This window comes from Stenotrophomonas sp. YJH_SMC_138 (genome assembly GCF_059369855.1).
The window spans coordinates 1-22,571 of record NZ_JCAFTB010000002.1; the positions used below are offsets into that span (position 1 = coordinate 1).

The following is a 22,571-nucleotide window of genomic DNA, read 5'->3' on the forward strand; positions in this document are numbered from 1 at the left end:
AGGTACAGCCGATCAGGCATCCCCGCACGGCGGAAACCCATTGATGGATCTGGAGCAACAAGCCCCTCTGTTGAGGGGCTGCCCCGACAGGGGCGGGGAGAGGCCGGCAAGGGGAGGGGCCCGAACGTTGCGCAGCAACGTCTGGGGTGAAGCGCGCGCAGCGCACTTCGCATCTCCCGCCAGCGGCTTCTGCGAGGTACAACCGATCAGGCATCCCCCGCCAGATAACTGAAAAAGGCTGCCCGAAGGCAGCCTTTTTCAGTTATCTGGCGGAGAGAGGGGGATTGTCGGGTGCATCCATGCACCCGATCCCGGTGCGCGCTGCGCCCCGGGACCCGCCTTCGGCGGTCCGGTTCTGCTCCTGCAGAACCGTCGAACCCCGGCAGGGCTTCTCTCGCCCGATGCTCTCCGCCAGCCAAATAAAAAAGCCGCCCAGAGGGCGGCTTCTTCATTTGTCTGGCGGAGAGAGGGGGATTCGAACCCCCGAAGCGCGGTTTAGACGCTTACACACTTTCCAGGCGTGCTCCTTCAACCACTCGGACACCTCTCCGGATCCCTGCCATCGGCAAACGCCTCAGCAGGGGCGCAGATTCTAGCGGGCGGCGCGGCCGGACACAAGCACCCTGATCAGGGGCGCATCCAGCGGCATTGTTGGCGAGGGGGCTGGACAGGCATGGCACAATGGAACATCCGATGGAAAACGGTGGCCTGATGTCCTATCTCGTCCTTGCCCGCAAGTGGCGTCCGAAGCGTTTCGCCGAGCTGGTGGGCCAGGAACACGTGGTCCGTGCGCTCAGCAACGCGCTGGACAGCGGCCGGGTCCACCACGCGTTCCTGTTCACCGGCACCCGCGGCGTGGGCAAGACCACCATCGCGCGCATCTTCGCCAAGTCGCTGAACTGCGAGCAGGGCACCAGCGCCGACCCGTGCGGCCAGTGCGCGGCCTGCCTGGACATCGACGCCGGCCGCTACATCGACCTGCTGGAAATCGACGCCGCGTCCAACACCGGCGTGGACGATGTGCGCGAGGTGATCGAGAACGCGCAGTACATGCCCTCGCGCGGCAAGTACAAGGTCTACCTGATCGACGAAGTGCACATGCTGTCCAAGGCGGCGTTCAACGCGCTGCTGAAGACGCTGGAAGAACCGCCGGAGCACGTGAAGTTCCTGCTGGCCACCACCGATCCGCAGAAGCTGCCGGTCACCGTGCTCAGCCGCTGCCTGCAGTTCAACCTCAAGCGCCTGGATGAAGACCAGATCCAGGGCCAGATGACCCGCATCCTGGCGGCGGAAGCGATCGAGGCCGATGGAAGCGCCATCGTGCAGCTGGCCAAGGCCGCTGACGGCAGCCTGCGCGATGGCCTGTCACTGCTGGACCAGGCGATCGCCTATGCCGGCGGCGCGCTGCGTGAGGACGTGGTGCGCACCATGCTGGGTACCGTGGACCGCACCCAGGTGGCGGCGATGCTCGATGCGCTGGCCGACGGCGATGGCCCGCGCCTGCTGCAGGTGGTAGCCGCGCTGGCAGAGTTCTCGCCGGACTGGAGTGGTGTGCTGGAAGCGCTGGCCGAAGGGCTGCACCGCATCCAGGTGCAGCAGCTGGTGCCGGGCGCTGCCGCGGCGGAAGGCCTGGATGTCGCCGCATTCGCCGAGCGCCTGCGCCCGGAAGTGGTGCAGCTCTGGTACCAGATGGCCTTGAATGGCCGCCGCGACCTGCCGCTGGCACCCAGCCCGCGCGCGGGCTTTGAAATGGCCGTGCTGCGCATGCTGGCGTTCCGTCCGGCCGCAGCGGTACCGCCGGTGCCGAAGGCCGTCGACGGTGCGTTGGGCGGCACGCCGGGTGGCAACGCTGCCGGTGGTGGCGCCGGTACCGGTAGCCACGATGCGACGCCGGCCGCTGCTGCCGCTTCGGGCAGCCCGGCGGTAGCGGCGCAGGCCGCCGCGCCGGTGCAGGCCGCGCCGCGCGAACCTGAACCCGAGCCCGAACCCGAACCGGCCCCGCAACCGGAACCAGATCCGACGCCGGAGCCCGAGCCGGTTCCGGTGGAAGAGCCCGTGTCGCCGCCGCCGGTGAAGGCTGAGCCACAGGTGCCGGCGCCTGCCGTCACTGCAGAGGCAGGCGACGACCTGCCGCCGTGGGCCACTGACGAAGCCGAGGCGCGTGACGAGGCATTGGCGGCCGAGATGTCCGGCCCGGACGCCGCCATGGCTGCGCCCTGGCACGAACCGCCGGCTCCCGTCGCGGCTCCCAGCGAGCCTGCGCCGCCCGAGCGCCCGTTCCGCGCCGAAGGCATTGCCATTGCGCCGGCCGAACATGCCAAGCCGGCCCCGGCGCATGCCGCCGCGCCGCAGGAAGGTGTCAGCGAGCTGGCCACGGCCGAAGACTGGCTGGACCTGGTCGCCAACAGCGGCCTGAGCGGCCCCTCGCGGCAGCTGGCTGCCAACGCCGCCTTCATCAGCTGCCAGCACGGGACCTTGAAACTGGGCCTTTCGCCCGGATTTGAATACCTGCGCTCGGAGCGCGCGCTGGCTGCCCTGGGCGAGATGCTGCAGAAGGCCCTCGGCCAGGCGCCGAAGATCGTGGTCGAGACCGTGGAAACCGAACACGTTCCGGCCGAGACCCTGCATCAGCGGGCCGACCGCCAGCGTGGCGAGCGGCAGCAGGTGGCAGAGGCCGTTTTCATGGACGACCCGGAAGTGCAGGTGCTGATCCAGCAGCACGGTGCCCGGGTTGTTTCCGATTCCATCCGTTCTTTTGACGAGTAAGACACCATGCGCGGAAACATCGCCCAACTGATGCAGCAGGCCCAGAAGATGCAGGAAAACCTGCAGAAGGCCCAGGAAGAAATCGCCAAGATCGAAGTGACCGGCAGTGCCGGTGGCGGCATGGTCAGCGTGACCCTGACCGGCGCCAAGGAATGCCGCAAGGTGCGCATCGATCCGTCGCTGACCAGCGACCCGGAGATGCTGGAAGACCTGATCGCCGCCGCCTTCAACGACGCTTCGAACAAGATCGACGCCGAGTCGAAGTCGAAGATGGGTTCGGCCACCGCCGGCATGCAGCTGCCGCCGGGCATGAAGCTGCCGTTCTGATTGCCAGCGTGGCACCCGTGCAAGCGGGTGCCACAGAATCTGTAGCTGTCGAGCCTGCTCGACGCCATGAAAGCATGCCGCCGTGTCCGCACCCCTGCTTGAACAATTGATCGACGCACTGCGGGTGCTGCCTGGCGTGGGCCAGAAGACCGCACAGCGCATGGCGTACCACCTGCTCGAGCGCGAGCGCGAAGGTGGCCAGCGACTGGCCGAAGCCCTGGCGCTGGCGGTGGAGCGCATCGGCCACTGCGCGCAGTGCCGCGACTTCAGCGAAACCGAGCTGTGCCCGACCTGTGCCAACAGCAGCCGCGAGCGCAGCCAGCTGTGCGTGGTCGAATCGCCGGCCGACCGCCTGGCCATCGAAAACGCCACCGGCTTCCGCGGTGTCTACTTCGTGCTGCAGGGCCGGCTGTCGCCGCTCGATGGCATCGGCCCGCGCGAGCTGGGCCTGGAGCAGCTGGAGCAGCGTCTGGCCGAAGGTGAGGTGCAGGAGCTGATCATCGCCACCAGTGCCACCGTCGAAGGCGAAGCCACCGCGCACTACCTGGCGCAGCTGGCGCGCGCGCGCAAGGTGCAGCCCAGCCGGCTGGCACAGGGCCTGCCGCTCGGTGGCGAGCTTGAATACGTTGACCGTGGCACGCTGTCGCACGCGTTCGGAACGCGCAGCGAATTCCGCGATTGAGCGCCACCCGGGCATCGCCCGGCGCGGCCGGCCTACAATGCGGAAGACACTCCCGCCGAGGCCGACCATGAGCAACGAAACCCTCTTCAGCAAGATCATCCGTCGCGAGATCCCGGCCACCATCGTCTACGAGGACGACGAGGTGCTGGGCTTCAAGGACATCGCACCGCAGGCGCCGGTGCACGTACTGTTCATTCCGAAGAACGAGATCATCCCGACCCTGGACGACCTGCAGCCGTCGCAGGCGCACCTGATCGGGAAGCTTGCCCTGGCTGCCGCCGAATATGCGCGCCGCGAAGGGTTCGCGCAGGACGGCTACCGCATCGTGATGAACTGCCGCGAGGATGCCGGGCAGACCGTGTTCCACATCCACATGCACCTGCTGGCCGGTGCGCCGCTGGGGCATTTCGGTACGCCGGGGCGCTGAGCGCCCGGCATCCACCATTGCCCGCAGTGGATCCATGCGATGCGTGGATGAAAAAAGGCCGCCCGAAGGCGGCCTTTTTCGATCACGCATGGCCGGTGGCGATCACCACCAGCCCCAACGGCCGTAACCACCCCAGTACGGGCCATACGGGCCCGGGCCCCACGGGCCATAGGGGTAGGGCACCACATCGACCTGGCGCTGTTCCGGCCACAGGTAGATCACATCGGCCGACAGCTTCGGCAGGCGATAGTCGTACTCCCCGATGCGGGTGTTCTGGTAGCCGTCGATCTTGCCGATGAAGGTCACGTCGCGGCCGGCTTCAAACACGGCCGGGTCGTAGAAGCCGGCGCGGCAGGCAATGAAGCGGCCGTCGCTGGCGTCGGACGAGGTGGTGTTCGGGCGGCCACTGGCGTTGAGGGGGCGCGAGATCATCTGGAAGCAGGTCTCGCCCTGGCCGGGCTTGGTCTCGATGATGCGACCACCCCATCGGACCGGCGTGCCGACCTGCTGGGTGGCGACCGAGTCGCGCGGGGAGACCAGGCTGAACTGTCCCTGCAGCGGCTTGGGGGCCGTGGCGCAGGCCGACAGGGCCAGCGTGGCCACAGCGGTGAGGAGGAACTTGGTGTTCATGGGGAGGCTCCGGAAGTCGGGCGATGCCTGCGCAGGTCCCGCAATAATGAAGCGAGGTCAGTGCAAGTTCCAGCGTAACGCGCGTCGGCGAAACGCTGGCTGAGTGCCAGCAGGGCGGGGTCGGGGCGCACGGCGTGTACCCGTCGTGACCAGTCGCATGCCGTCTCGTGGGGTACGCGGGCCAGGCCAAGGCGCGCATAGCGCCGCCCCAGCCGGTGCCAGGCGCGCAGCAGCGGGTCGCGCTCGCGCTCGCCGCGGGCCAGCAGCCAGGCCATCCATGCCAATGCCAGCAGTGCGGCGACCACGAAGCCGGCCACCAGCTGCGCCGGCCCGAGATCATCCAGCCCGAACGGCCTGAGCAGCTGCTGCTGACGGCGTGCGTCGAAGGAAAGCACCAGGTCGTTCCAGCCACGGCGCAGCCAGTCACCCATCTGCCCCAGCTGCAGCCAGCGCTGCTGCAGCGGGGTGTCCGTGCCGGCCTGCAAGCGGTCGTCCAGCGTGTCCAGGATGCGTTCCGGTGCCACGGCCGCAGTCGGGTCCACCCGGACCCAGCCGCGCTGGGGCAGCCAGACTTCGGCCCAGGCGTGGGCGTCCATGCGCCGCACTACCCAGTAGTCCCCGATGCGGTTGCGGGTGCCACCTGCGAAGCCGGTCACCACCCGGGCCGGAATGCCGGCGTTGCGCATCAGCACCACGAAGGCCGAGCTGAAGTGCTGGCAGAAGCCGGCCTTGTAGTTGAACAGGAAATCGTCGACCGGATCGCGCCCGGCCACCGGGGTATCGAGCGTGTAGGAGAAGTCGCGGGTGATCCACTGCAGCGCTCGGCGGACGATGGCTTCGTCATCGTTGCCGGCCTCCTGCCGCCATTGCCGTGCCAGCTGGGCGGTGCGCGGATTGAAGCCGGGGGGAAGCTGCAGCGCGGCACGGCGCAGGTAGGGCGACAGATCGGTGTCGAACCGTTGCGGAGGCGCCGAATGCAACCGCCAGCGGCTGAGCGCGGACAGCGTGCGGTCGCTGCGCAGGCTCATGTCCGCATCGAAACTGCTGCCTTCCGGTGCGCGGCTGGGCAGGTCCAGGGCCACCAGCAGGCGACGGTCGGTGGGTTCGTAGTCGATCTGGTAGTCCCATCCCTGTGCGGCGGCTTTGACCACGGGGGCGGGGCGCCGGGCCGTCGCGCGATCGCGGCTCCAGCGGTGGCCATCGAAGGAAGTCAGCACCGGGCCGCGCCAATAGCGCTGCGCGGGCTCGGGCACCGCGCCGAAGAACTGCACGCGCAGCGCCGGGGTGTCGTCGGCCATCAGGTCCAGCCATTGGTCCGGCGCCATGCTGTCAGCCAGGCCGGGTGTACCCACCGCTCGTTCGGGTACGCCCCACAACGGCGTGGACAAGCGCGGGAACAGCCAGAAGCAGGCCAGTGCCAGCGGCAGGCCGATGCCAAGCAGGCGGCCGACGCCGCGCAGTTGACCGTGCAGTGGCAGGCGTGGGCTGCGGCCCTCGTCCTGGGCCAGGCGTTGCAGGGCCAGCAGTGCGGCAACCGCGGCCAGCGCAGCCAGTCCCGTGGTCAGCGGGCCCTGGTCGAGCAGGAAGGCCGCGAACGGCGAGAACAGCGCGAAACCGAGCAGGCTGCGCGCATCACGCAGGTTGCGCAGTTCGCTGGATTTGATGGCCAGCATCGCCGCCAGCAGCGCACAGCCGGTATCACGCCCCGGCCGCACCATGCCCATCTGCCAGACAATGGTGGCGAGCATGGCCAGCACCAGCAGCAGGCGCACCGGTATCGGCAGCACCCGCCGCCAGGAAAGCGCAGCGGTCAGCACGGCGGTGATCGCGATCACGACGGCCAGCACCGGCGGCAGCTGCAGCAGCAGTGGCAGCAGCGCCAGCGCTGCGCTGGCCAGGGTCCAGCTGCGGGCGTTGCGATCGAGCAGGACGGCAGGCTCAGTCATGGGGCATCAGCGCCAGTGCGCGCAGGCACAGGTGGTGGTGGCTGGCGCCCTGGCCGGGCCCGAACGGGGGATGGGCTGGAAGCAGCAGCGTGTAGCGCCGGCCTTCGCGCTCGGCCATGTCGACCCAGCGTGCCAACCGCGCGATGCGTGCTTCATGGCCCAGCGGCGCCAGCGTGCGCCAGTCCAGCACCACTTCGATGCCGATCGGCTTCTCGTATTCGCGTACCAGCAGGCTGTCGCGGCGTGCCGAGTGTTTCCAGGCAATGCTGCGCGGGGCGTCGCCGGCACGATAGGGGCGCAGCTGGTGCAGCTCTTCGCCACTGGCATGGGCGCGGGTGTGCAGTGGATCGCTGCCACTTTCCGGAAGGGGTGGTGCCAGTGCCTCGGCCAGTGGATAGACCAGCAGCGGCTGCTCCGGCCACACCCACGACCATGCCCGCACCAGCCCCAGCGGCTGCGTGCTGGACAGGCGGATGCGCGGCAGTTCCAGCCAGCCGCGGCGCTCGCTGGGGACATCCAGCTCCACTTCGCCGCGACCGTGTGCAGGCAGTGCGACCCACGCCTCGCTTGCGCCCAGCTGCAGGTGCAGCCCGTGGCGCGCGCGCGGGTCGCGCAACGACAGGTCCACGCGCAGGCGCAGGGGGTGCCCGGCCGGAACCGGCTCGGCGGAGATTGCATCGATCTGTATGCCGGACAGCTGCAGGTGCGCGGCAATGGCGCTGGCGATCGCTGCTGCGGCCAGCAATAGTGCCAGCAGCAGGGCCGGGTTGTTGTTGTAGTTCAATGCGCCCAGCAGCATCGCCGACAGCAGGGTGGCGACGAACAGGCCGAAGCGCGTCGGCAGTACATAGATGCGATGGCGATCCAGTCGCTGCGGCAGGGCTTCGGGCCTGCGTGGGCGTGCCAGCAGCTGCATGCGTGCCCAGCGTGTGGCCACCTTCAGTCCACCGCGACGGTCTGCAGGATCGCCCGCGCCAATGCCGGCCCGGAGCTGGATTCGGCCTCCGCCACCAGGCGATGGCCGGCCACTGCCACGAACAGGGTCTGCACGTCTTCGGGCACCACATGCCCGCGGCCGAGCAGTAGTGCATGCGCCCTGGCGGCACGCAGCAGGGCCAGCCCGGCGCGCGGTGACAGGCCCACGCGTACGCCGGCATGCTGGCGGCTGCGGGTCAACAGTGCCTGCACGTAGTCGATCAGCGCGTCGCTGGCGTGTACCTGGCCAACGGCTTCACGCAGCGCACGCACCTGGGTGTCATCCAGCTTCGGCACCGCGCGGGCGATTAGGTCGCGGCGATCGCTGCCACGCAGCAGCTCGCGCTCGGCCTGCACGCTCGGGTAGCCCATCGCCAGCCGCAGCAGGAAACGATCGAGCTGCGAATCCGGCAACGGGAAGGTGCCGGACAGGTCGACCGGGTTCTGCGTGGCGATCACGAAGAATGGATCGGGCAGTGGATGCGTCTGTCCATCCAGGGTGACCTGCTGCTCGGCCATCGCCTCCAGCAACGCACTCTGCGTGCGCGGCGGTGCGCGGTTGATCTCATCGGCCAGCAGCACGTGGGTGAACACCGGGCCGGGGTGGAACTGGAACTGGCGGCTGCCGGCCTCGTACACCGATACGCCCAGTACGTCCGCCGGCAACAGGTCGGAAGTGAACTGCACGCGCTGGAAGCTGAGGCCGAGGCTGCTGGCCAATGCATGCGCCAGCGTGGTCTTGCCCAGCCCGGGCAGATCTTCGATGAGCAGGTGGCCGCCGGAAAGCAGGGCGACAAAGGCCAGCCTGACTTCCGGCACCTTGCCCAGTACCAGTGCGTTCACCTGATCCTGTGCCTCCCGCAGGGCCTGGCGCAGTTGATCGGTTAGCATGCTGGGATTGGGGGACGAGGCTGGCATGATCGTCTCAGGTCTGGAATCCACTCGATTATCCATAGAGCAATGCAAGGCGAACAGCGCGCGCGGGCAATATTTCTCTGGTTATGGACGCTGATCACAGCGGCCAAGCTGGTGGTGGCTGCACGCCTGCCGCTGTTTGTCGATGAGGCGTTCTATTGGCAGGAAGGCCAGCACCTGGCCGCCGCCTATTCCGACCTGCCGGGGTTGACAGCATGGCTTGCACGCCTGGGCGTGGAAATCGGTGGCCATCACGTGCTCGCATTGCGCCTGCCGTTCCTGGCCATCGGTGCGTTGCTGCCGTTGCTGGTGGTGCGCATCGCCACGCGCTGGTTTGGCAACGTCGCAGGGTGGCAGGCGGGCAGCCTGACCCTGCTGATGCCGCTGTCGGCCACGCTGGGCCTGCTGGCCGTGCCGGATGTGCCGATGGCGCTTGCGGCGGTGATCTGCCTGCACGCCGGTGCGCGCCTGCTGCACAACGTGGATGCGTCGTCGGCGATGAAGCTGGCGCTGGGCCTGCTGATCGGTGCGCTCAGCCACTACCGTTTCATTGGCGTCATCGGTGTCGGCTTCATTGCGCTGCTGGCGCTGCCGCAGGGCCGCCGCATGCTGGCCGACCCGCGCGTATGGGTGGCGCTGGCGGTGGGTGTACTGGCCTGGCTGCCGTTGCTGGCGTGGAATGCGGACAACCATGATGCCGGCCTGAAGTTCCAGGTGGTCGAGCGCCACCCGTGGACGTTCGAGTGGGAAGGGCTGTGGTTCCTGGTGATCCAGCCGATGCTGGTGACGCCGATCCTGTGCATCGCGATGTGGAAGGTCGCCCTGGCGGGTACCCGCAGCGGTGGTGGTGTGCGGGTGCAATGGCGCTATTTCGGCCTGGTGGGCGGGGTGTCAACGCTGGGCATCTTCCTGCTGGGCTTCTTCACCGATGTCGAGCGGATCAGTTTCCATTGGCCGTTGCCGGGCTACCTGGCGCTGCTGGTGGCCGTGCCGGTGGTCCTCAACGGCTGGCCACGCTGGCTGCGCCGCACCGGCTGGTGGCTGGCAGCTGCAGGCACCGTACTGGCTTTCGGCTACTACCTGATGGCGTCCACGCCGGCGCTGCGCGAGCAGATGGCTGGCAGCAAGTACTACCCGCGCAACTTTGCCGGCTGGCAGCCGCTGGCCGTGGCGGTGCGCGACGAACTGCGGCAGATGCCGCCGGGCACGCGTGTGCTGGCGGGCAACTTCAAGGTCGGTGCCGAACTGGGCTTCCAGCTGGGCAACGGTGATATCGAGGTGTTGCCGCATCCGCTCAACGACAAGCATGGGCGGACCGCACAGCTGGCACAGTGGGGCCTGCTGCACGAAGGCCCGCGCAGTGCGCCGATGCTGCTGGTGCTGTCACCCAGCGACCAGCGCTACCGCGATCTGCTGGCGCGCTATCACGCCATCTGCGAGCAGGTGGGGCCGTTGCCGGCGCCGCGCGTGGTCAGCAGCGATCATGGTTTCCAGCGCTTCCTGCTGTTCCAGCTGCCGGTGCAGCGCGCGCAGGGGCCCTGCGTGACGCCGGCAATGGCCTGGCTGGATGCGCCGTCCAACGGTGAGAAGGTCTCCGGAACGCTCGCCATCAAGGGCTGGGCATTCAAGGATGGCGTGGGGTTGGCGCGCATCGAAGTGCTGGTCGATGGCCATTCGATTGGCGATGCGCGCTACGGGCGCATGTTCGACATCCGCCACACCTGGCCGGACAGCACCGATCCGCAACATCCGGCGGTGGGCTTCGACGCATCGCTGGATACCACCACGCTGGCGCCGGGGCGGCATTGGCTTGGCCTGCGCCTGCACGGCCGCGACGGCAGCGTGGAGGCGTGGCAGGAGCAGCCGTTCGAAGTTCGTTGAGGTCCCCTGGTCCTGTAGAGCCGAGCCGATGCTCGGCTGCTTCTGCTACAGATGGCGGGCAGCCTCGAAAAAACGGCCGAGCAAGGGCTCGGCTCCACCGTTCACGGCACCGCGAATCCAGCCCTGCGCAGCAGGCCGCACAGCGCGATCAGTGGCAGGCCGACCAGCGCGGTCGGGTCGCGGTTGTCGATTGCCTCGAACAGGCTGATGCCCAGGCCCTCGCACTTGAAGCTGCCGGCGCAGTCCAGCGGCTGCTCGGCGGCGACGTAGCGGATGATTTCCTGCGGGTCCAGCACGCGGAAGCGTACTTCGGTCAGATCCAGGGTGGCGAGGGATTCTCCATCCCGCCTGAGACTGATTGCCGTGTGAAAACGCACCGTCTGTCCGGACATTGCCGCCAGCTGCGCACAGGCCGCCTCGGCCGTGCCCGGCTTGCCCAGCGGCTGGCCGTTCAGGTCGGCCACCTGGTCCGAGCCGATCACCCAGGCGCCCGGATGGCGGGCGGCCACGTCGGCGGCCTTGGCGGCGGCCAGGCGCGTGGCCAGGGCCAGCGGGGTCTCGGCGCCCAGAGGGGTTTCATCCACGTCCGGGCGTGCGCAGTCGAAGGGCAGGCCCAGCCGTTCCAGCAGTTCGCGACGGTAGCGGGAGGTGGAGGCCAGGACCAGTGACATGTGACAATACCGGGGCAGGGCGCGGCAGTCTGGCCCCTCCACGGCGCCAGCGGCAAGTGCTGCAGGGCGGGCATTTGACAGCGGGCGGTGCGATCCTTAGTATTCAGCGGCTTATGTCCGCGAACGTGCCCGAAACGCTGGATGCCTGGCGGATGGTTGTAGCGCGAAGGCGCTTCGACGGTCAGGTCTCCCTGGCTGAATTGACCCGCCTGCAGGGGTTGGTCGCAGATACCGACGGCGAGTGTGTCTACTCGCTTGAATTCGGTCGCGACGACGTCTTGCGGGTATCCTATGTGGAACTGACCATCGACACCGCGCTGCCGCTGACCTGTCAGCGCAGCATGCAGCGATTCCTGTTGCCGGTGAAGGTGACCCAGAGGCTTGGCCTGATCCGCGACGAGGACGAGGAATCGTCCCTGCCGGAGGAATACGAGGCGTTGCTGGTGCCGGAAGACGGCCAGCTGCGTCCGCTGGATCTGGTCGAGGACGAATTGGTGCTGGCGGTGCCCGTGGTGCCGCTGTCGCCCGACGGTGAAGCAGTCGACAAGGACTGGGCACCGAGCGAAGAAGAAACGAAGAAGGCCAACCCGTTTGCGGCGTTGGCAGCACTGAAGAAACAATAGCAGCCGGATTGTCGTCGGCGGCTGCGGCGAAAGCGAAAGTGTGCTGGGCGCTGGCGTCCTGCGCGACGATACGACGAAGCAAATCGAACCGAGTTTGGAGCAATCCCATGGCTGTGCAGAAATCCCGTGTCACCCCGTCCCGCCGCGGCATGCGTCGTGCCCACGACGCCCTGAGCGCCAAGCAGCTGTCGACCGACCCGACCACCGGCGAAGTGCACCTGCGTCACCACATCACTGCCGACGGTTTCTACCGCGGCAAGAAGGTCATCCAGACCAAGACCTCGGCCGTCGAAGAAGATTGATGTGCCGGGAAGGCCGCTGCCTCCGGGCAGCGGCCTTTGCCTTCTTTCCCGGGCGTGCCGGTGATCGGCGGCCCGCGCAACAGGAAACATGATGAGCAAGCGGATCTATTCGAGGATCGCGGGCACCGGTAGCTATTTGCCGGAAAAAGTCCTGACCAACGCCGACCTGGAAAAAATGGTCGAAACCTCGGATGAGTGGATCCAGTCGCGCACCGGTATTCGTGAACGGCACATCGCGGCCGAAGGCGAAACCACCAGCGACCTTGGCTACAACGCCGCCCTGCGCGCGCTTGAAGCCGCAGGCATCGATGCCTCGCAGCTCGACATGATCGTGGTCGGCACGACCACCCCTGATCTCATTTTCCCGTCCACCGCGTGCCTGATCCAGGCCAAGCTCGGTGTGGCCGGGTGCCCCGCCTTCGACGTCAACGCAGCCTGTTCCGGCTTCGTATTCGCGCTGGGTGTGGCTGACAAGTTCATCCGCTCCGGCGACTGCAAGCACGTGCTGGTGATCGGCACCGAAACGCTGACCCGCATGGTCGACTGGAACGATCGCACCACCTGCGTGCTGTTCGGCGATGGCGCCGGCGCCGTCGTGCTCAAGGCCGACGAAGACACCGGCATCCTCAGCACCCACCTGCATGCCGATGGCAGCAAGAAGGAACTGCTGTGGAACCCGGTCGGCGTTTCGACCGGCTTCAAGGACGGCGCCAACGGTGGCGGCACCATCAACATGAAGGGCAACGACGTGTTCAAGTACGCCGTCAAGGCGCTGGACTCGGTCGTGGACGAGACCCTGGCCGCCAACGGCCTGGACAAGTCCGACCTGGACTGGCTGATCCCGCACCAGGCCAACCTGCGCATCATCGAAGCCACCGCCAAGCGGCTGGAGATGTCGATGGACCAGGTCGTGGTGACCGTCGACAAGCACGGCAACACCTCCTCCGGCTCGGTGCCGCTGGCGCTGGATGCCGCGGTGCGTTCGGGCAAGGTCGAGCGTGGCCAGTTGCTGCTGCTGGAGGCCTTCGGCGGCGGCTTCACCTGGGGTTCGGCCCTGCTGCGCTATTGATAGTGCAAGTTACGACAATGTGAAGTCTTGTCGTTACGGCCCCTCCGGGGCCGTAACGCGTTTAAGGAGGACCTGTCATGGTTGAGCCCATCGTCATCGAAGGGCAACGTGCCTGGCTGAAGCAGTACGGCAAGGGAAGCCGGGCAATGGCCCTGGGCCTGCTCAATTTTGTTGCGCGCCGTTTCCATCTGGATGCGCTGCGCCCGCCGCCGCACCGCGGTGGCGACGCCGCACGCGAAACCGAGGCCCGCCGCCTCGCGGAACTGCAGGCGCAGGGTGTGAACGTGCCGGACGTACTGGGCACCGGCCATGCCGCGCTGGTGATCGGCGACAACGGCAGCTCGTTCAATACCTGCCTGCGCGAAGCCGACGAAGCCGGTCGCGATCGGCTGGTGATGGCGGCGATGCTGGCCATTGCTGAAGCTCATGCCCGCGGCGCCTATTTCGGCCAGCCGTTGCCGCGCAACCTCACATGGGATGGCGAGAAGGTCGGCTTCATCGATTTCGAGGAAGATCCGCTGGAAGTGATGGATCTGTCCGAAGCGCAGGCCCGCGACTGGCTGATGTTCGGTTACGGCGTGGCCAAGTACTACGCCGACCGCCCCGGGCACCTGCAGGCGATGATGGCCGAGGCGATGGGTGACGTTCAGGCGCCGGTGCGCGAGCACGTGCATGCGGTCAGCGGCCGCCTGCGCAGCCTGGCCCGGGTCTGCATGAAGCTGGGCCGTTCGGCGCGCGCGCTGGCCCATTCCATCTTCATCGCCCACGGCGCCAGCACCGCCGGCGTGTTGATGCTGGTGGGCCTGTGCGTGGATTTCCTCGCCGACGGCGACCTGGACGTCCTGCAGCTGTTCTGCTGAGGCTGATAGGGGTCAGATCCCTTTTCCGCAGGAAAAGGGATCTGACCCCGTTGCGCTTGCCCGGCCATTCACCATACGCGTGCATACGCGCACGTACAGACGACACGGCATGTTCCCCCTTATCATGGCCCGCTTCGATTGCAACAAGCGGATGACCGCGTGACCGTATCCACCCTCGCTTTTGTCTTCCCCGGCCAGGGCTCGCAGTCTGTGGGCATGGTGGCCGAGCTGGCCGAACTGCACCCACAGGTGCGTGAAGCCTTCACCGAGGCATCCGATGGTGCCGGCGTCGACCTGTGGGCGCTGTCCCAGGGCGGCCCGGAGGAAATGCTCAACCGTACCGAATACACCCAGCCGGCCCTGCTGGCCGCGAGCATCGGCGTGTGGCGCGCCTGGAACGCCGTGGGCGGTCCGCGCCCGTCGGTATTGGCCGGCCACAGCCTGGGCGAGTACACCGCCCTGGTTGCCGCAGGCGCACTGAGCCTGCATGACGGTGCGCACCTGGTGCGCCTGCGCGGCCAGCTGATGCAGGAAGCCGCACCGGCCGGTGTCGGCGCCATGGCCGCCGTGCTCGGCGCTGAAGACCAGCTGGTGCTGGACGTCTGCGCCGAAGCGGCAGGCAGCCAGGTGGTGGTGCCGGCCAACTTCAATTCGCCGGGCCAGATCGTGATCGGTGGCGACGCCGACGCGGTCGACCGTGCGCTGGCGCTGCTGGCCGAGAAGGGCGTGCGCAAGGCGGTCAAGCTGGCCGTCAGCGTGCCCTCGCACACCCCGCTCATGCGCGAAGCCGCCAACCGCCTGGCCGAAGTGATGGCCGGCCTGTCCTGGCACGCGCCGCAGCTGCCGGTGGTGCAGAACGTCGACGCCCAGGTGCACAGCGGCATCGACGCGATCCGCACCGCGCTGGTCCAGCAGCTGTACCAGCCGGTACAGTGGACCGGGTGCGTGCAGGCGCTGGCTGCCCGTGGCGTCACCCGGATCGCCGAGTGCGGCCCGGGCAAGGTGCTGACCGGCCTGGTCAAGCGCATCGACAAGGCCATCGACGGCCGTTCGCTGGCCACGCCGGGCGACTTCGAAGCCGCCCGCGAGGCATGGTCGGCCTGATCCCCCCTGTTCCTGCCGACCGTACCGGTGGCCGCGGCAAGCGGCACGGGTGCGGCGGTCGCCCCAGCCTGAGGAAAACATCATGAGCAAGCCCCTGCAGGGTGAAATCGCACTGGTCACCGGCGCCAGCCGTGGCATCGGTGCCGCCATCGCCGATCTGCTGGCCGCCCAGGGCGCCACCGTCATCGGTACCGCCACCACTGAATCCGGCGCTGCCGCGATCGGCGAACGCCTGGCCGCCCACGGTGGTCACGGCCGCGCGCTGAACGTCACCGATGCCGCCGCGCTGGACAGCGTGCTCGATGGCATCGCCAAGGAATTCGGCCCGATCTCGATCCTGGTCAACAATGCCGGCATCACCCGCGACAACCTGCTCATGCGCATGAAGGACGAGGACTGGGCGTCGATCATCGACACCAACCTGACCAGCGTGTTCCGCACCAGCAAGGCGGTGATGCGCGGCATGATGAAGGCGCGCAAGGGCCGCATCATCAACATCGCATCGGTGGTGGGCGTGACCGGCAATGCCGGCCAAGCCAACTACGCCGCGGCCAAGGCGGGCATCATCGGCTTCAGCAAGTCGCTGGCCAAGGAAATCGGTTCGCGCGGCGTCACCGTCAATGTTGTCGCACCTGGCTTCATCGACACCGACATGACCAAGGCGTTGCCGGAAGAAGCGCGCACCGCGCTGATCAATGACATCGCCCTCGAACGCCTGGGGTCGCCGGAAGACATCGCCCATGCGGTGGCCTTCCTGGCCAGCCCGGCTGCCGGTTACATCACCGGCGAAACCCTCCATGTGAACGGCGGCATGTACATGCCGTAAGCAAGGGGCGCAGGGATTGCGCCGCAAGTGGTTGATCTGCGGAGGTTTTTGCTGCAATGCAAGGCCGCGCCGGTTTCCACTACACTATCCCACGGCCATCGCCTTTGATGGCGACCACTTTTGAACCACAACTCCATCTGGAGCGAGATCCCATGAGCACCATCGAAGAACGCGTCAAGAAAATCGTCGTCGAACAGCTTGGCGTCAAGGAAGAAGAAGTCACCAACAGCGCATCGTTCGTCGATGACCTGGGCGCTGACTCGCTGGACACCGTCGAGCTGGTGATGGCCCTGGAAGAAGAATTCGAGTGCGAGATCCCGGACGAAGAAGCCGAGAAGATCAGCACCGTGCAGGCCGCCATCGACTACATCAAGGCCCACGTCAAGGCCTGATGTCAGACGGCAGTGCGCGCGCGGGCCCACGCTCGCCGCGCACCGCACCCCATGGGGCCGCAGTTGCGGCCCCGTGTGTTTGAGCATCACACCGAAGCAAACCGAGTTGCCCGTTGAAATCAGCCGGGTCAGGAGAATCAGCAATGAAGCGTCGCGTCGTCGTAACCGGCCTGGGTATCGTCTCGCCGTTGGGCAATGATCTGGCCAGCAGCTGGGAAGGCATCACCCACGGTCGTTCGGGCATCGGTCCGCTGACCAACGTTGCGGATGCCTATCTGGATCGGTTCACCACCAAGATTGCCGGTGAGGTCAAGGGATTCGACATCACCGCCGACAATGAACTGTTCGGCAAGTTCCGGGTCAGCGGCAAGGATGCCAAGAAGATGGACCCGTTCATCCATTACGGCCTCGGTGCCTCGTTCATGGCCCTGCACGACTCGGGCCTGGAGATCACCGACGCCAATGCCGAGCGCATCGGCGCCATCGTCGGCGCCGGCATCGGCGGCCTGCTCGGTATCGAAGAGCAGACCATCGAGTTCCACGAGGGCAAGAAGATCTCGCCCTTCTACGTGCCCAAGACCATCATCAACATGCTGCCGGGCCAGCTGAGCATCATCACCGGCCTGAAGGGCCCGTCGTTCTCGGCGGTGTCGGCCTGCGCGACCTCGAACCATTCGATCGGTACCGCGATGCGCATGATCCAGTACGGCGACGCCGACGTGATGGTGGTTGGCGGTGCCGAACGTGGCTCGTCGCCGACCGCACTGGGTGGCTTCTGCGCGATGAAGGCCATGAGTACCCGCAACGACGCCCCGGAACAGGCCTCCCGCCCATGGGACAAGGACCGTGACGGCTTCGTGCTGGGCGACGGCGCCGGCATCCTGATCCTGGAAGAGTACGAGCACGCCAAGGCGCGTGGCGCGAAGATCTACTGTGAACTGGCCGGCTTCGGCGCAAGCTCCGACGCGTACCACATGACCGCACCGAGCGAGAACGGCGAAGGCGCCGCGCGCTGCATGGCCATGGCTATGAAGGACGCGGGCGTGAGCCCGGAACAGGTGGGCTACCTCAACGCGCACGGTACCTCCACGCCGCTGGGCGACCTGGGCGAGACCATGGCGATGAAGACCGCCTTCGGCGACCACGCCTACAAGATGATGGTCAGCTCCACCAAGTCGATGACCGGCCACCTGCTGGGTGCTGCCGGCGGCGTGGAAGCGATCTTCTCGGTGATGGCACTGCAGGACAACGTCATCCCGCCGACCATCAACCTGCAGCAGCCGGGCGAAGGCTGCGACCTGGACTACGTGCCCAACGAAGCGCGCCAGGCCAAGGTCGACGTGGTGATGTCCAATGGCTTCGGCTTCGGCGGCACCAACGGCACGCTGGTCTTCAAGCGCGTCTGACCGAGTTGTAGCGTCGGGCCATGCTCGACGCCGCGTTCTACGGAGCCGCCGCAAGGCGGCTTCCGTGCATCTGAACCCCCGAACTGGCCGCCATGACCCACGCACCGCTGATCCACCCGCTGCCGCACCCGATCGATCTGCTGGCCCTGCAGCAGCATGACCCGGCGCGCTTCCCGCTGCTGATGGAATCCACTGCCTCGGGCACCGCGCAGGGCCGCTGGAGCCTGCTGCTGGCCACGCAGGGCGACTGCCTGCGGCTGGATGCCGATGGCCAGGTGCGCGACCAGCACGACGCGGTGCACGCCGGCAGCTTCCTGCAGGTGCTGGACCGTGCCTGGCAGCGCGAACGCCTGCTGCATGACGGCAGCCGCAGCCTGCCGTTCCGCGGCGGCTGGGCGTTGATGCTCGATTACGAAGTGGCCAGCCAGATCGAACCGGTGCTGCCGGCGCGTGCGCGCGAGGACGGCCGCCCGACCGCGCTGGCGCTGCGCTGCCCGGCCGCGGTGCTGCATGACCATCACAACGGCGCCAGCTTCGTCATCGCCGAGGCCGGCGAGCAGGCGTTGCTGGATGCGCTGGTGGCACTGGCCTCGGCCGCGCTGCCCGAGGCCGGGCAGGGCTGGCAGCCGCCGCAGGCGGTGGGCGAGGATGCGCCGCAGCGCTTCACCGACGGCGTGCGCCGGGTGATCGAGTACCTGCGTGCCGGCGACGTGTTCCAGGTGAACCTGTCGCGGCGCTGGAGCGCGCAGTTTGCCGCGCCGGTCAGCCCGCAGGCGCTGTACGCGCAGCTGCGCCGCGCCAACCCGGCACCGTTCGCCGGCCTGTTCAGCGCGCACGGCCGCCATGTGGTCAGTTCCTCGCCGGAGCGGCTGGTGTCGGTGCATGCCGGCCACGCGCAGACCCGTCCGATTGCCGGCACGCGTCCGCGCTTCGAGGGGGACGATGATGCCGCGCGCATCCAGGAGCTGGTCGGCCACCCCAAGGAGCGCGCCGAGCACGTGATGCTGATCGACCTGGAGCGCAACGACCTGGGCCGCATCTGCATGCCCGGTACCGTGGTGGTCGACGAGCTGATGACCGTGGAGAGCTACGCGCATGTGCACCACATCGTCAGCAACGTCAGCGGCCACCTGCGCCCCGATGTGACCCCGGGCGAGGTGATCGCCGCGACCTTCCCGGGCGGCACCATCACCGGCTGCCCCAAGGTGCGCTGCATGCAGATCATCAGCGAGCTGGAGCAGGTGCCGCGTGGTGCCTACACCGGCGCGTTCGGCTGGCTTAACCGCGATGGCGACCTGGACCTGAACATCCTGATCCGCACCGCCGAAGTGGACGGCCACCAGGTCAGCTTCCGCACCGGCGCCGGCATCGTGGTCGATTCGGACCCGGACAAGGAACTGGACGAGACCCGCGCCAAGGCCCGCGGCCTGCTGCGCGCGCTCGGCCAGCAGGGCTGATCCGGTCGGGGTCGGATCCCTTGCGCACCGCGCGAGGGCTCTGACCCCCGCAGTCATGCCGCCGGGCGTTCATCCACGCATGGCGTGGATCTACTGATCGACCGTTGGCCGGCACGCAGGCGCCACCCCGGTCATGACCCCAATCCACCGGCACGGTATCCTGCACGACGGAATCGAGTTCAGAGGTAGTCCATGGCGGGAGCCAAGCGCGGGTGTCTGTTCGTGGTAACGCTGGTGGTGGTGCTGGCTGCCGTCGTGGCGGGCGCGGGCGCGTGGTTCTTCTACCAGCAGACCCGGTTCGCCGACGCCCCGATCACCCCGACCGCCGAGAGCGTGGTCATCGCCAGCGGCGATGGCATGAACAGCGTGCTGCGCAAGCTGCGCGACGCCGGCGTGGACGAGGGCCAGGACACCCAGTGGCAACTGCTGGCGCGCCAGCTCGATGCGGCCGGCAAGCTGAAGGTGGGCGAGTACGCCCTCAGTGGCGAGCTGACCCCGCGCGAGCTGTTGCTGCGCATGCGCGCCGGCAAGGTGCTGCAGCACCGCGTCACCATTGTCGAGGGCTGGAACATCCGCCAGCTGCGTGCCGCACTCAAGCGCGCCGAGCCGCTGCTGCACACCACCGACAACCTGGATGACGCCGCGTTGATGCAGCGCCTTGGCTTCGGTGGCCAGCACCCGGAAGGCCGCTTCCTGCCGGAGACCTACGTTTACCAGCGCGGCGACAGTGATCTGGACGTGCTCAAGCGCGCCCACGCCGCAATGGAAAAGGCGCTGGACGAAGCCTGGGAAAGCCGCGCGCCGGACCTGCCGATCAACACGCCCTACGAACTGCTGACGCTGGCGTCGATCATCGAGAAGGAAACCGCGCTGGCCAGCGAGCGCCCGCAGATCGCCGGCGTGTTTATGCGCCGCCTGAAGATCGGCATGCGCCTGCAGACCGACCCGACCGTGATCTACGGCATCGGTGCCGCGTATGACGGCAACATCCGCCGCCGCGACCTGACCACCGATACGCCGTACAACACCTATACCCGTGCCGGCCTGACCCCGACCCCGATCGCCATGCCCAGTCGCGACGCGCTGATGGCCGCGGCGCAGCCGGCCGCCGGTGATGCGCTGTACTTCGTTGCCGTGGGCGACGGCAGCGGCGCGCACGTGTTCTCGCCCAGCCTGGACCAGCACAACGCCGCCGTAGCCCGCTACCTGCAGCAGCTGCGCCAGCAACGTACCCAGGAGACCCCGGCGCAATGAGTCCCGCGCTGCTTCGCCACCCGCGTTTCGTCAGCCTGGAAGGCGGCGAGGGCGCAGGCAAGACCACCGCCATCAATGCCATCCGTGACTGCCTGCGCCGCCACGGCCACGAGGTGGTACTGACCCGCGAGCCGGGCGGTACGCCGCTGGCCGAGCGCATCCGCGGCCTGGTGCTGAAGCCCGATGCCGAGATCGCCGCCGAACCGCTCAGCGCCGAAGCCGAGCTGCTGCTGGTATTCGCCGCGCGCGCGCAGCATGTGCGCCAGGTGATCCGGCCGGCGCTGCAGCGCGGTGCCTACGTGCTGAGCGACCGCTTCACCGATTCCAGCTACGCCTACCAGGGCGGTGGCCGCGGGCTTGACCCGCAGTGGATTGCCGACCTGGAGCGCCGCGCGGTCGGCCTGCTGCCAGGGCTGACCCTACTGCTGGACGTGGACGTGGCCGTCGGCCGCGCGCGCGCCAACGGCCGTGACCTGTGGCCGGACCGCATCGAGAGCGAGCAGGACGATTTCTTCCAGCGCGTGCGCGCCGTGTTCCGCAGCCGCGCACAGCAGGACCCGCAGCGCTTCGCGCTGATCGACGCCGGCCAGGTGCAGGAACGCGTGGCCGCCGATGTGGTCGCACATGTCGAGCGTTGGCTGCAGGACGGGGAGGGCGCATGAGCACGTTTTCGCCGTGGCAGCAGCGCGCGTTCGACCAGACCGTGGCCGCGCTCGACGCCGGTCGCCTCGGTCATGGCCTGCTGATCTGCGGCCCGGCCGGGCTGGGCAAGCGCGAGGTGGCGCTGGCGCTGGCCGACCACGTGCTGGCGCAGGGTGATGCAACGCACGCCACGCGCACGCGCCAGCTGATCGCCGCAGGCACCCATCCGGACCTGCAGCTGGTCAGCTTCATTCCGAACAAGAGCGGCGACAAGCTGCGTACCGAGATCGTCATCGAGCAGGTGCGCGAGATCACCGACAAGCTGGCGCTGACCCCGCAGTACGGCGTGGCGCAGGTGGTGATCGTCGATCCGGCCGATGCGATCAACCGTTCGGCCGCCAACGCGCTGCTGAAGACGCTGGAGGAGCCGCAGCCCGGCCGCTACCTGTGGCTGATCAGCAGCGATCCGGCACGCCTGCCGCAGACCATCCGCAGCCGTTGCCAGCGCCTGGAATTCAAGCTGCCGCCGCAGCACGAAGCACTGGCCTGGCTGCAGCAGCTGGGCCACAGTGAAGCATCGGCGCGCGAAGCGCTGGAGGCCGCCCGCGGCCATCCCGGCCAGGCCGACAACTGGCTGCGCGAAGACGGCCTGAGCCTGCGCCGCGAAGTCGGTCGAGATCTGGAACAGCTGGCCGCCGGCAAGACCGGCGCGGTGGAGCTGGCGCAGAAGTGGTGTGGTGATGACAACGCGGCGCTGCGCCTGCGCTTCGCTGCCGACCTGGCGCTGGCCCAGGCCAGCACCGATGCCTTGACCACGCCGGAGCGATTGCACAAGCTTGCAGCCTGGTTCGATGCGGCCAACCGCACCCGCGACCTGCTGCGCACCACGGTGCGTGCAGACCTTGCGGTGGTCGAGTTGCTGCTGGCCTGGAACAAGGTGAACGAGCGGCCTGCCGCAAGGGGAAATCGATGAGTGCCAGCAACGCCCGCCAGGGCATCCTGTCCCTGGCTGTGAAGGACAAAGCCGCGCTGTACAGCGCGTACATGCCGTTCGTGAAGAATGGCGGCATCTTCGTGCCCACGCCCAAGCGCTACTTCCTGGGCGACGAGGTGTTCCTGCTGCTGACGCTGCCCGATTCCAGCGAGCGCCTGCCGGTGGCCGGCAAGGTGATCTGGGTGACCCCGGCCGGCGCGCAGGGCAACCGCACCGCCGGCATCGGGGTGCAGCTGGCCGACGGTGCCGAAGGCGAGGGCGTGCGCCACAAGATCGAGACCCTGCTGGCCGGGCTGACCGGTTCGGACAAACCGACCCATACGATGTGATTCCGGTAGCGCCGGGCCATGCTGGCTGCGTGCCCCGAAACGCCCGTGAACCCGCTGTTCTGTAGAGCCGAGCCATGCTCGGCTGCGCACCCC

23 protein-coding genes and 1 tRNA gene are annotated in these 22,571 nt (G+C 67.9%); 18 read left to right on the forward strand and 6 right to left on the reverse strand.

Going from position 1 to position 22,571, the window contains the following annotated elements; all coding sequences use genetic code 11:
* Positions 1 to 457: 457 nt before the first annotated feature.
* Positions 458 to 550: transfer RNA gene (locus tag AC5P7I_RS05090), tRNA-Ser, on the reverse strand.
* Positions 551 to 693: 143 nt separating this feature from the next.
* On the opposite strand from AC5P7I_RS05090, the gene dnaX reads away from it, so the two are divergent.
* From dnaX to AC5P7I_RS05110, 4 genes are all read left to right on the forward strand, one after another.
* Positions 694 to 2,766 (forward strand): DNA polymerase III subunit gamma/tau, encoded by a 2,073-nt coding sequence (gene dnaX / locus AC5P7I_RS05095; RefSeq protein ID WP_262088342.1) that lies wholly within the window; start codon positions 694 to 696, stop codon positions 2,764 to 2,766.
* 6 nt (positions 2,767 to 2,772) lie between these two features.
* Positions 2,773 to 3,093: a YbaB/EbfC family nucleoid-associated protein gene (locus tag AC5P7I_RS05100; protein WP_005408298.1), complete on the forward strand. Its 321-nt coding sequence runs from the start codon at positions 2,773 to 2,775 to the stop codon at positions 3,091 to 3,093.
* Between the two features lie 82 nt (positions 3,094 to 3,175).
* Positions 3,176 to 3,775, forward strand: a complete 600-nt coding sequence (gene recR / locus AC5P7I_RS05105; protein ID WP_049441038.1) for a recombination mediator RecR — start codon at positions 3,176 to 3,178, stop codon at positions 3,773 to 3,775.
* Between the two features lie 67 nt (positions 3,776 to 3,842).
* Complete coding sequence (locus AC5P7I_RS05110) at positions 3,843 to 4,202, forward strand: histidine triad nucleotide-binding protein (protein WP_014646179.1); 360 nt, start codon at positions 3,843 to 3,845, stop codon at positions 4,200 to 4,202.
* A gap of 102 nt (positions 4,203 to 4,304) precedes the next feature.
* On the opposite strand, the gene AC5P7I_RS05115 is transcribed toward AC5P7I_RS05110, so the two are convergent.
* From AC5P7I_RS05115 to AC5P7I_RS05130, 4 genes are read right to left on the reverse strand one after another with little or no spacing between them, the layout of a single operon-like run.
* Positions 4,305 to 4,832, reverse strand: a complete 528-nt coding sequence (locus AC5P7I_RS05115) for a Slp family lipoprotein (protein ID WP_014036182.1) — start codon at positions 4,830 to 4,832, stop codon at positions 4,305 to 4,307.
* Positions 4,829 to 6,778 (reverse strand): transglutaminase TgpA family protein, encoded by a 1,950-nt coding sequence (locus AC5P7I_RS05120; RefSeq protein WP_262088343.1) that lies wholly within the window; start codon positions 6,776 to 6,778, stop codon positions 4,829 to 4,831. Before AC5P7I_RS05120 ends, AC5P7I_RS05115 begins: the two co-directional genes overlap by 4 nt.
* Positions 6,771 to 7,694 (reverse strand): DUF58 domain-containing protein, encoded by a 924-nt coding sequence (locus AC5P7I_RS05125; protein ID WP_049441032.1) that lies wholly within the window; start codon positions 7,692 to 7,694, stop codon positions 6,771 to 6,773. The genes AC5P7I_RS05120 and AC5P7I_RS05125 overlap by 8 nt, the downstream gene beginning before the upstream one ends.
* Before the next feature lie 23 nt (positions 7,695 to 7,717).
* On the reverse strand, positions 7,718 to 8,671 hold the full coding sequence (locus tag AC5P7I_RS05130; RefSeq protein WP_032958559.1) for an AAA family ATPase: 954 nt from the start codon (positions 8,669 to 8,671) through the stop codon (positions 7,718 to 7,720).
* 42 nt (positions 8,672 to 8,713) lie between these two features.
* Here AC5P7I_RS05130 and AC5P7I_RS05135 point away from each other — a divergent pair, with 42 nt between their 5' ends.
* Positions 8,714 to 10,549, forward strand: a complete 1,836-nt coding sequence (locus tag AC5P7I_RS05135; protein WP_046429196.1) for a glycosyltransferase family 39 protein — start codon at positions 8,714 to 8,716, stop codon at positions 10,547 to 10,549.
* A 101-nt stretch (positions 10,550 to 10,650) separates the two neighbouring features.
* Here AC5P7I_RS05135 and AC5P7I_RS05140 read toward each other — a convergent pair whose 3' ends face one another.
* Positions 10,651 to 11,220: a Maf family protein gene (locus AC5P7I_RS05140; protein ID WP_197574232.1), complete on the reverse strand. Its 570-nt coding sequence runs from the start codon at positions 11,218 to 11,220 to the stop codon at positions 10,651 to 10,653.
* Between the two features lie 113 nt (positions 11,221 to 11,333).
* On the opposite strand from AC5P7I_RS05140, the gene AC5P7I_RS05145 reads away from it, so the two are divergent.
* The 13 genes from AC5P7I_RS05145 (at position 11,334) to AC5P7I_RS05205 (ending at position 22,478) form a co-directional block, all read left to right on the forward strand.
* Complete coding sequence (locus AC5P7I_RS05145) at positions 11,334 to 11,843, forward strand: YceD family protein (RefSeq protein ID WP_049404889.1); 510 nt, start codon at positions 11,334 to 11,336, stop codon at positions 11,841 to 11,843.
* A 107-nt stretch (positions 11,844 to 11,950) separates the two neighbouring features.
* A complete protein-coding gene (rpmF, locus tag AC5P7I_RS05150) occupies positions 11,951 to 12,145 on the forward strand; it encodes a 50S ribosomal protein L32 (protein WP_004154640.1) in 195 nt (64 codons plus the stop codon).
* Between the two features lie 91 nt (positions 12,146 to 12,236).
* Positions 12,237 to 13,214, forward strand: coding sequence for a beta-ketoacyl-ACP synthase III (locus AC5P7I_RS05155; RefSeq protein WP_014646186.1), 978 nt, complete (start codon positions 12,237 to 12,239; stop codon positions 13,212 to 13,214).
* Between the two features lie 77 nt (positions 13,215 to 13,291).
* Entirely contained in the window at positions 13,292 to 14,074 is a 783-nt protein-coding gene (locus AC5P7I_RS05160) for a BUD32 family EKC/KEOPS complex subunit (protein WP_014646187.1), read from the forward strand.
* A gap of 159 nt (positions 14,075 to 14,233) precedes the next feature.
* A complete protein-coding gene (gene fabD, locus AC5P7I_RS05165; protein ID WP_032958546.1) occupies positions 14,234 to 15,178 on the forward strand; it encodes an ACP S-malonyltransferase in 945 nt (314 codons plus the stop codon).
* An 82-nt stretch (positions 15,179 to 15,260) separates the two neighbouring features.
* Complete coding sequence (fabG, locus tag AC5P7I_RS05170) at positions 15,261 to 16,004, forward strand: 3-oxoacyl-ACP reductase FabG (RefSeq protein ID WP_005408312.1); 744 nt, start codon at positions 15,261 to 15,263, stop codon at positions 16,002 to 16,004.
* 152 nt (positions 16,005 to 16,156) lie between these two features.
* A complete protein-coding gene (gene acpP, locus AC5P7I_RS05175) occupies positions 16,157 to 16,396 on the forward strand; it encodes an acyl carrier protein (protein ID WP_005415509.1) in 240 nt (79 codons plus the stop codon).
* A 143-nt stretch (positions 16,397 to 16,539) separates the two neighbouring features.
* Positions 16,540 to 17,802: a beta-ketoacyl-ACP synthase II gene (fabF, locus tag AC5P7I_RS05180; protein WP_134808562.1), complete on the forward strand. Its 1,263-nt coding sequence runs from the start codon at positions 16,540 to 16,542 to the stop codon at positions 17,800 to 17,802.
* A gap of 92 nt (positions 17,803 to 17,894) precedes the next feature.
* Positions 17,895 to 19,259 (forward strand): aminodeoxychorismate synthase component I, encoded by a 1,365-nt coding sequence (locus AC5P7I_RS05185; protein WP_262088344.1) that lies wholly within the window; start codon positions 17,895 to 17,897, stop codon positions 19,257 to 19,259.
* 192 nt (positions 19,260 to 19,451) lie between these two features.
* The gene (gene mltG, locus AC5P7I_RS05190; RefSeq protein ID WP_046429210.1) at positions 19,452 to 20,513 is read left to right on the forward strand and encodes an endolytic transglycosylase MltG; all 1,062 of its coding nucleotides are present in this window, start codon (positions 19,452 to 19,454) and stop codon (positions 20,511 to 20,513) included.
* Positions 20,510 to 21,175, forward strand: a complete 666-nt coding sequence (tmk, locus tag AC5P7I_RS05195) for a dTMP kinase (RefSeq protein ID WP_046429213.1) — start codon at positions 20,510 to 20,512, stop codon at positions 21,173 to 21,175. The genes mltG and tmk overlap by 4 nt, the downstream gene beginning before the upstream one ends.
* Positions 21,172 to 22,128: a DNA polymerase III subunit delta' gene (locus AC5P7I_RS05200; protein WP_046429215.1), complete on the forward strand. Its 957-nt coding sequence runs from the start codon at positions 21,172 to 21,174 to the stop codon at positions 22,126 to 22,128. The genes tmk and AC5P7I_RS05200 overlap by 4 nt, the downstream gene beginning before the upstream one ends.
* Entirely contained in the window at positions 22,125 to 22,478 is a 354-nt protein-coding gene (locus tag AC5P7I_RS05205) for a PilZ domain-containing protein (protein ID WP_005412452.1), read from the forward strand. The genes AC5P7I_RS05200 and AC5P7I_RS05205 overlap by 4 nt, the downstream gene beginning before the upstream one ends.
* The last annotated feature ends 93 nt before the right edge of the window (positions 22,479 to 22,571 follow it).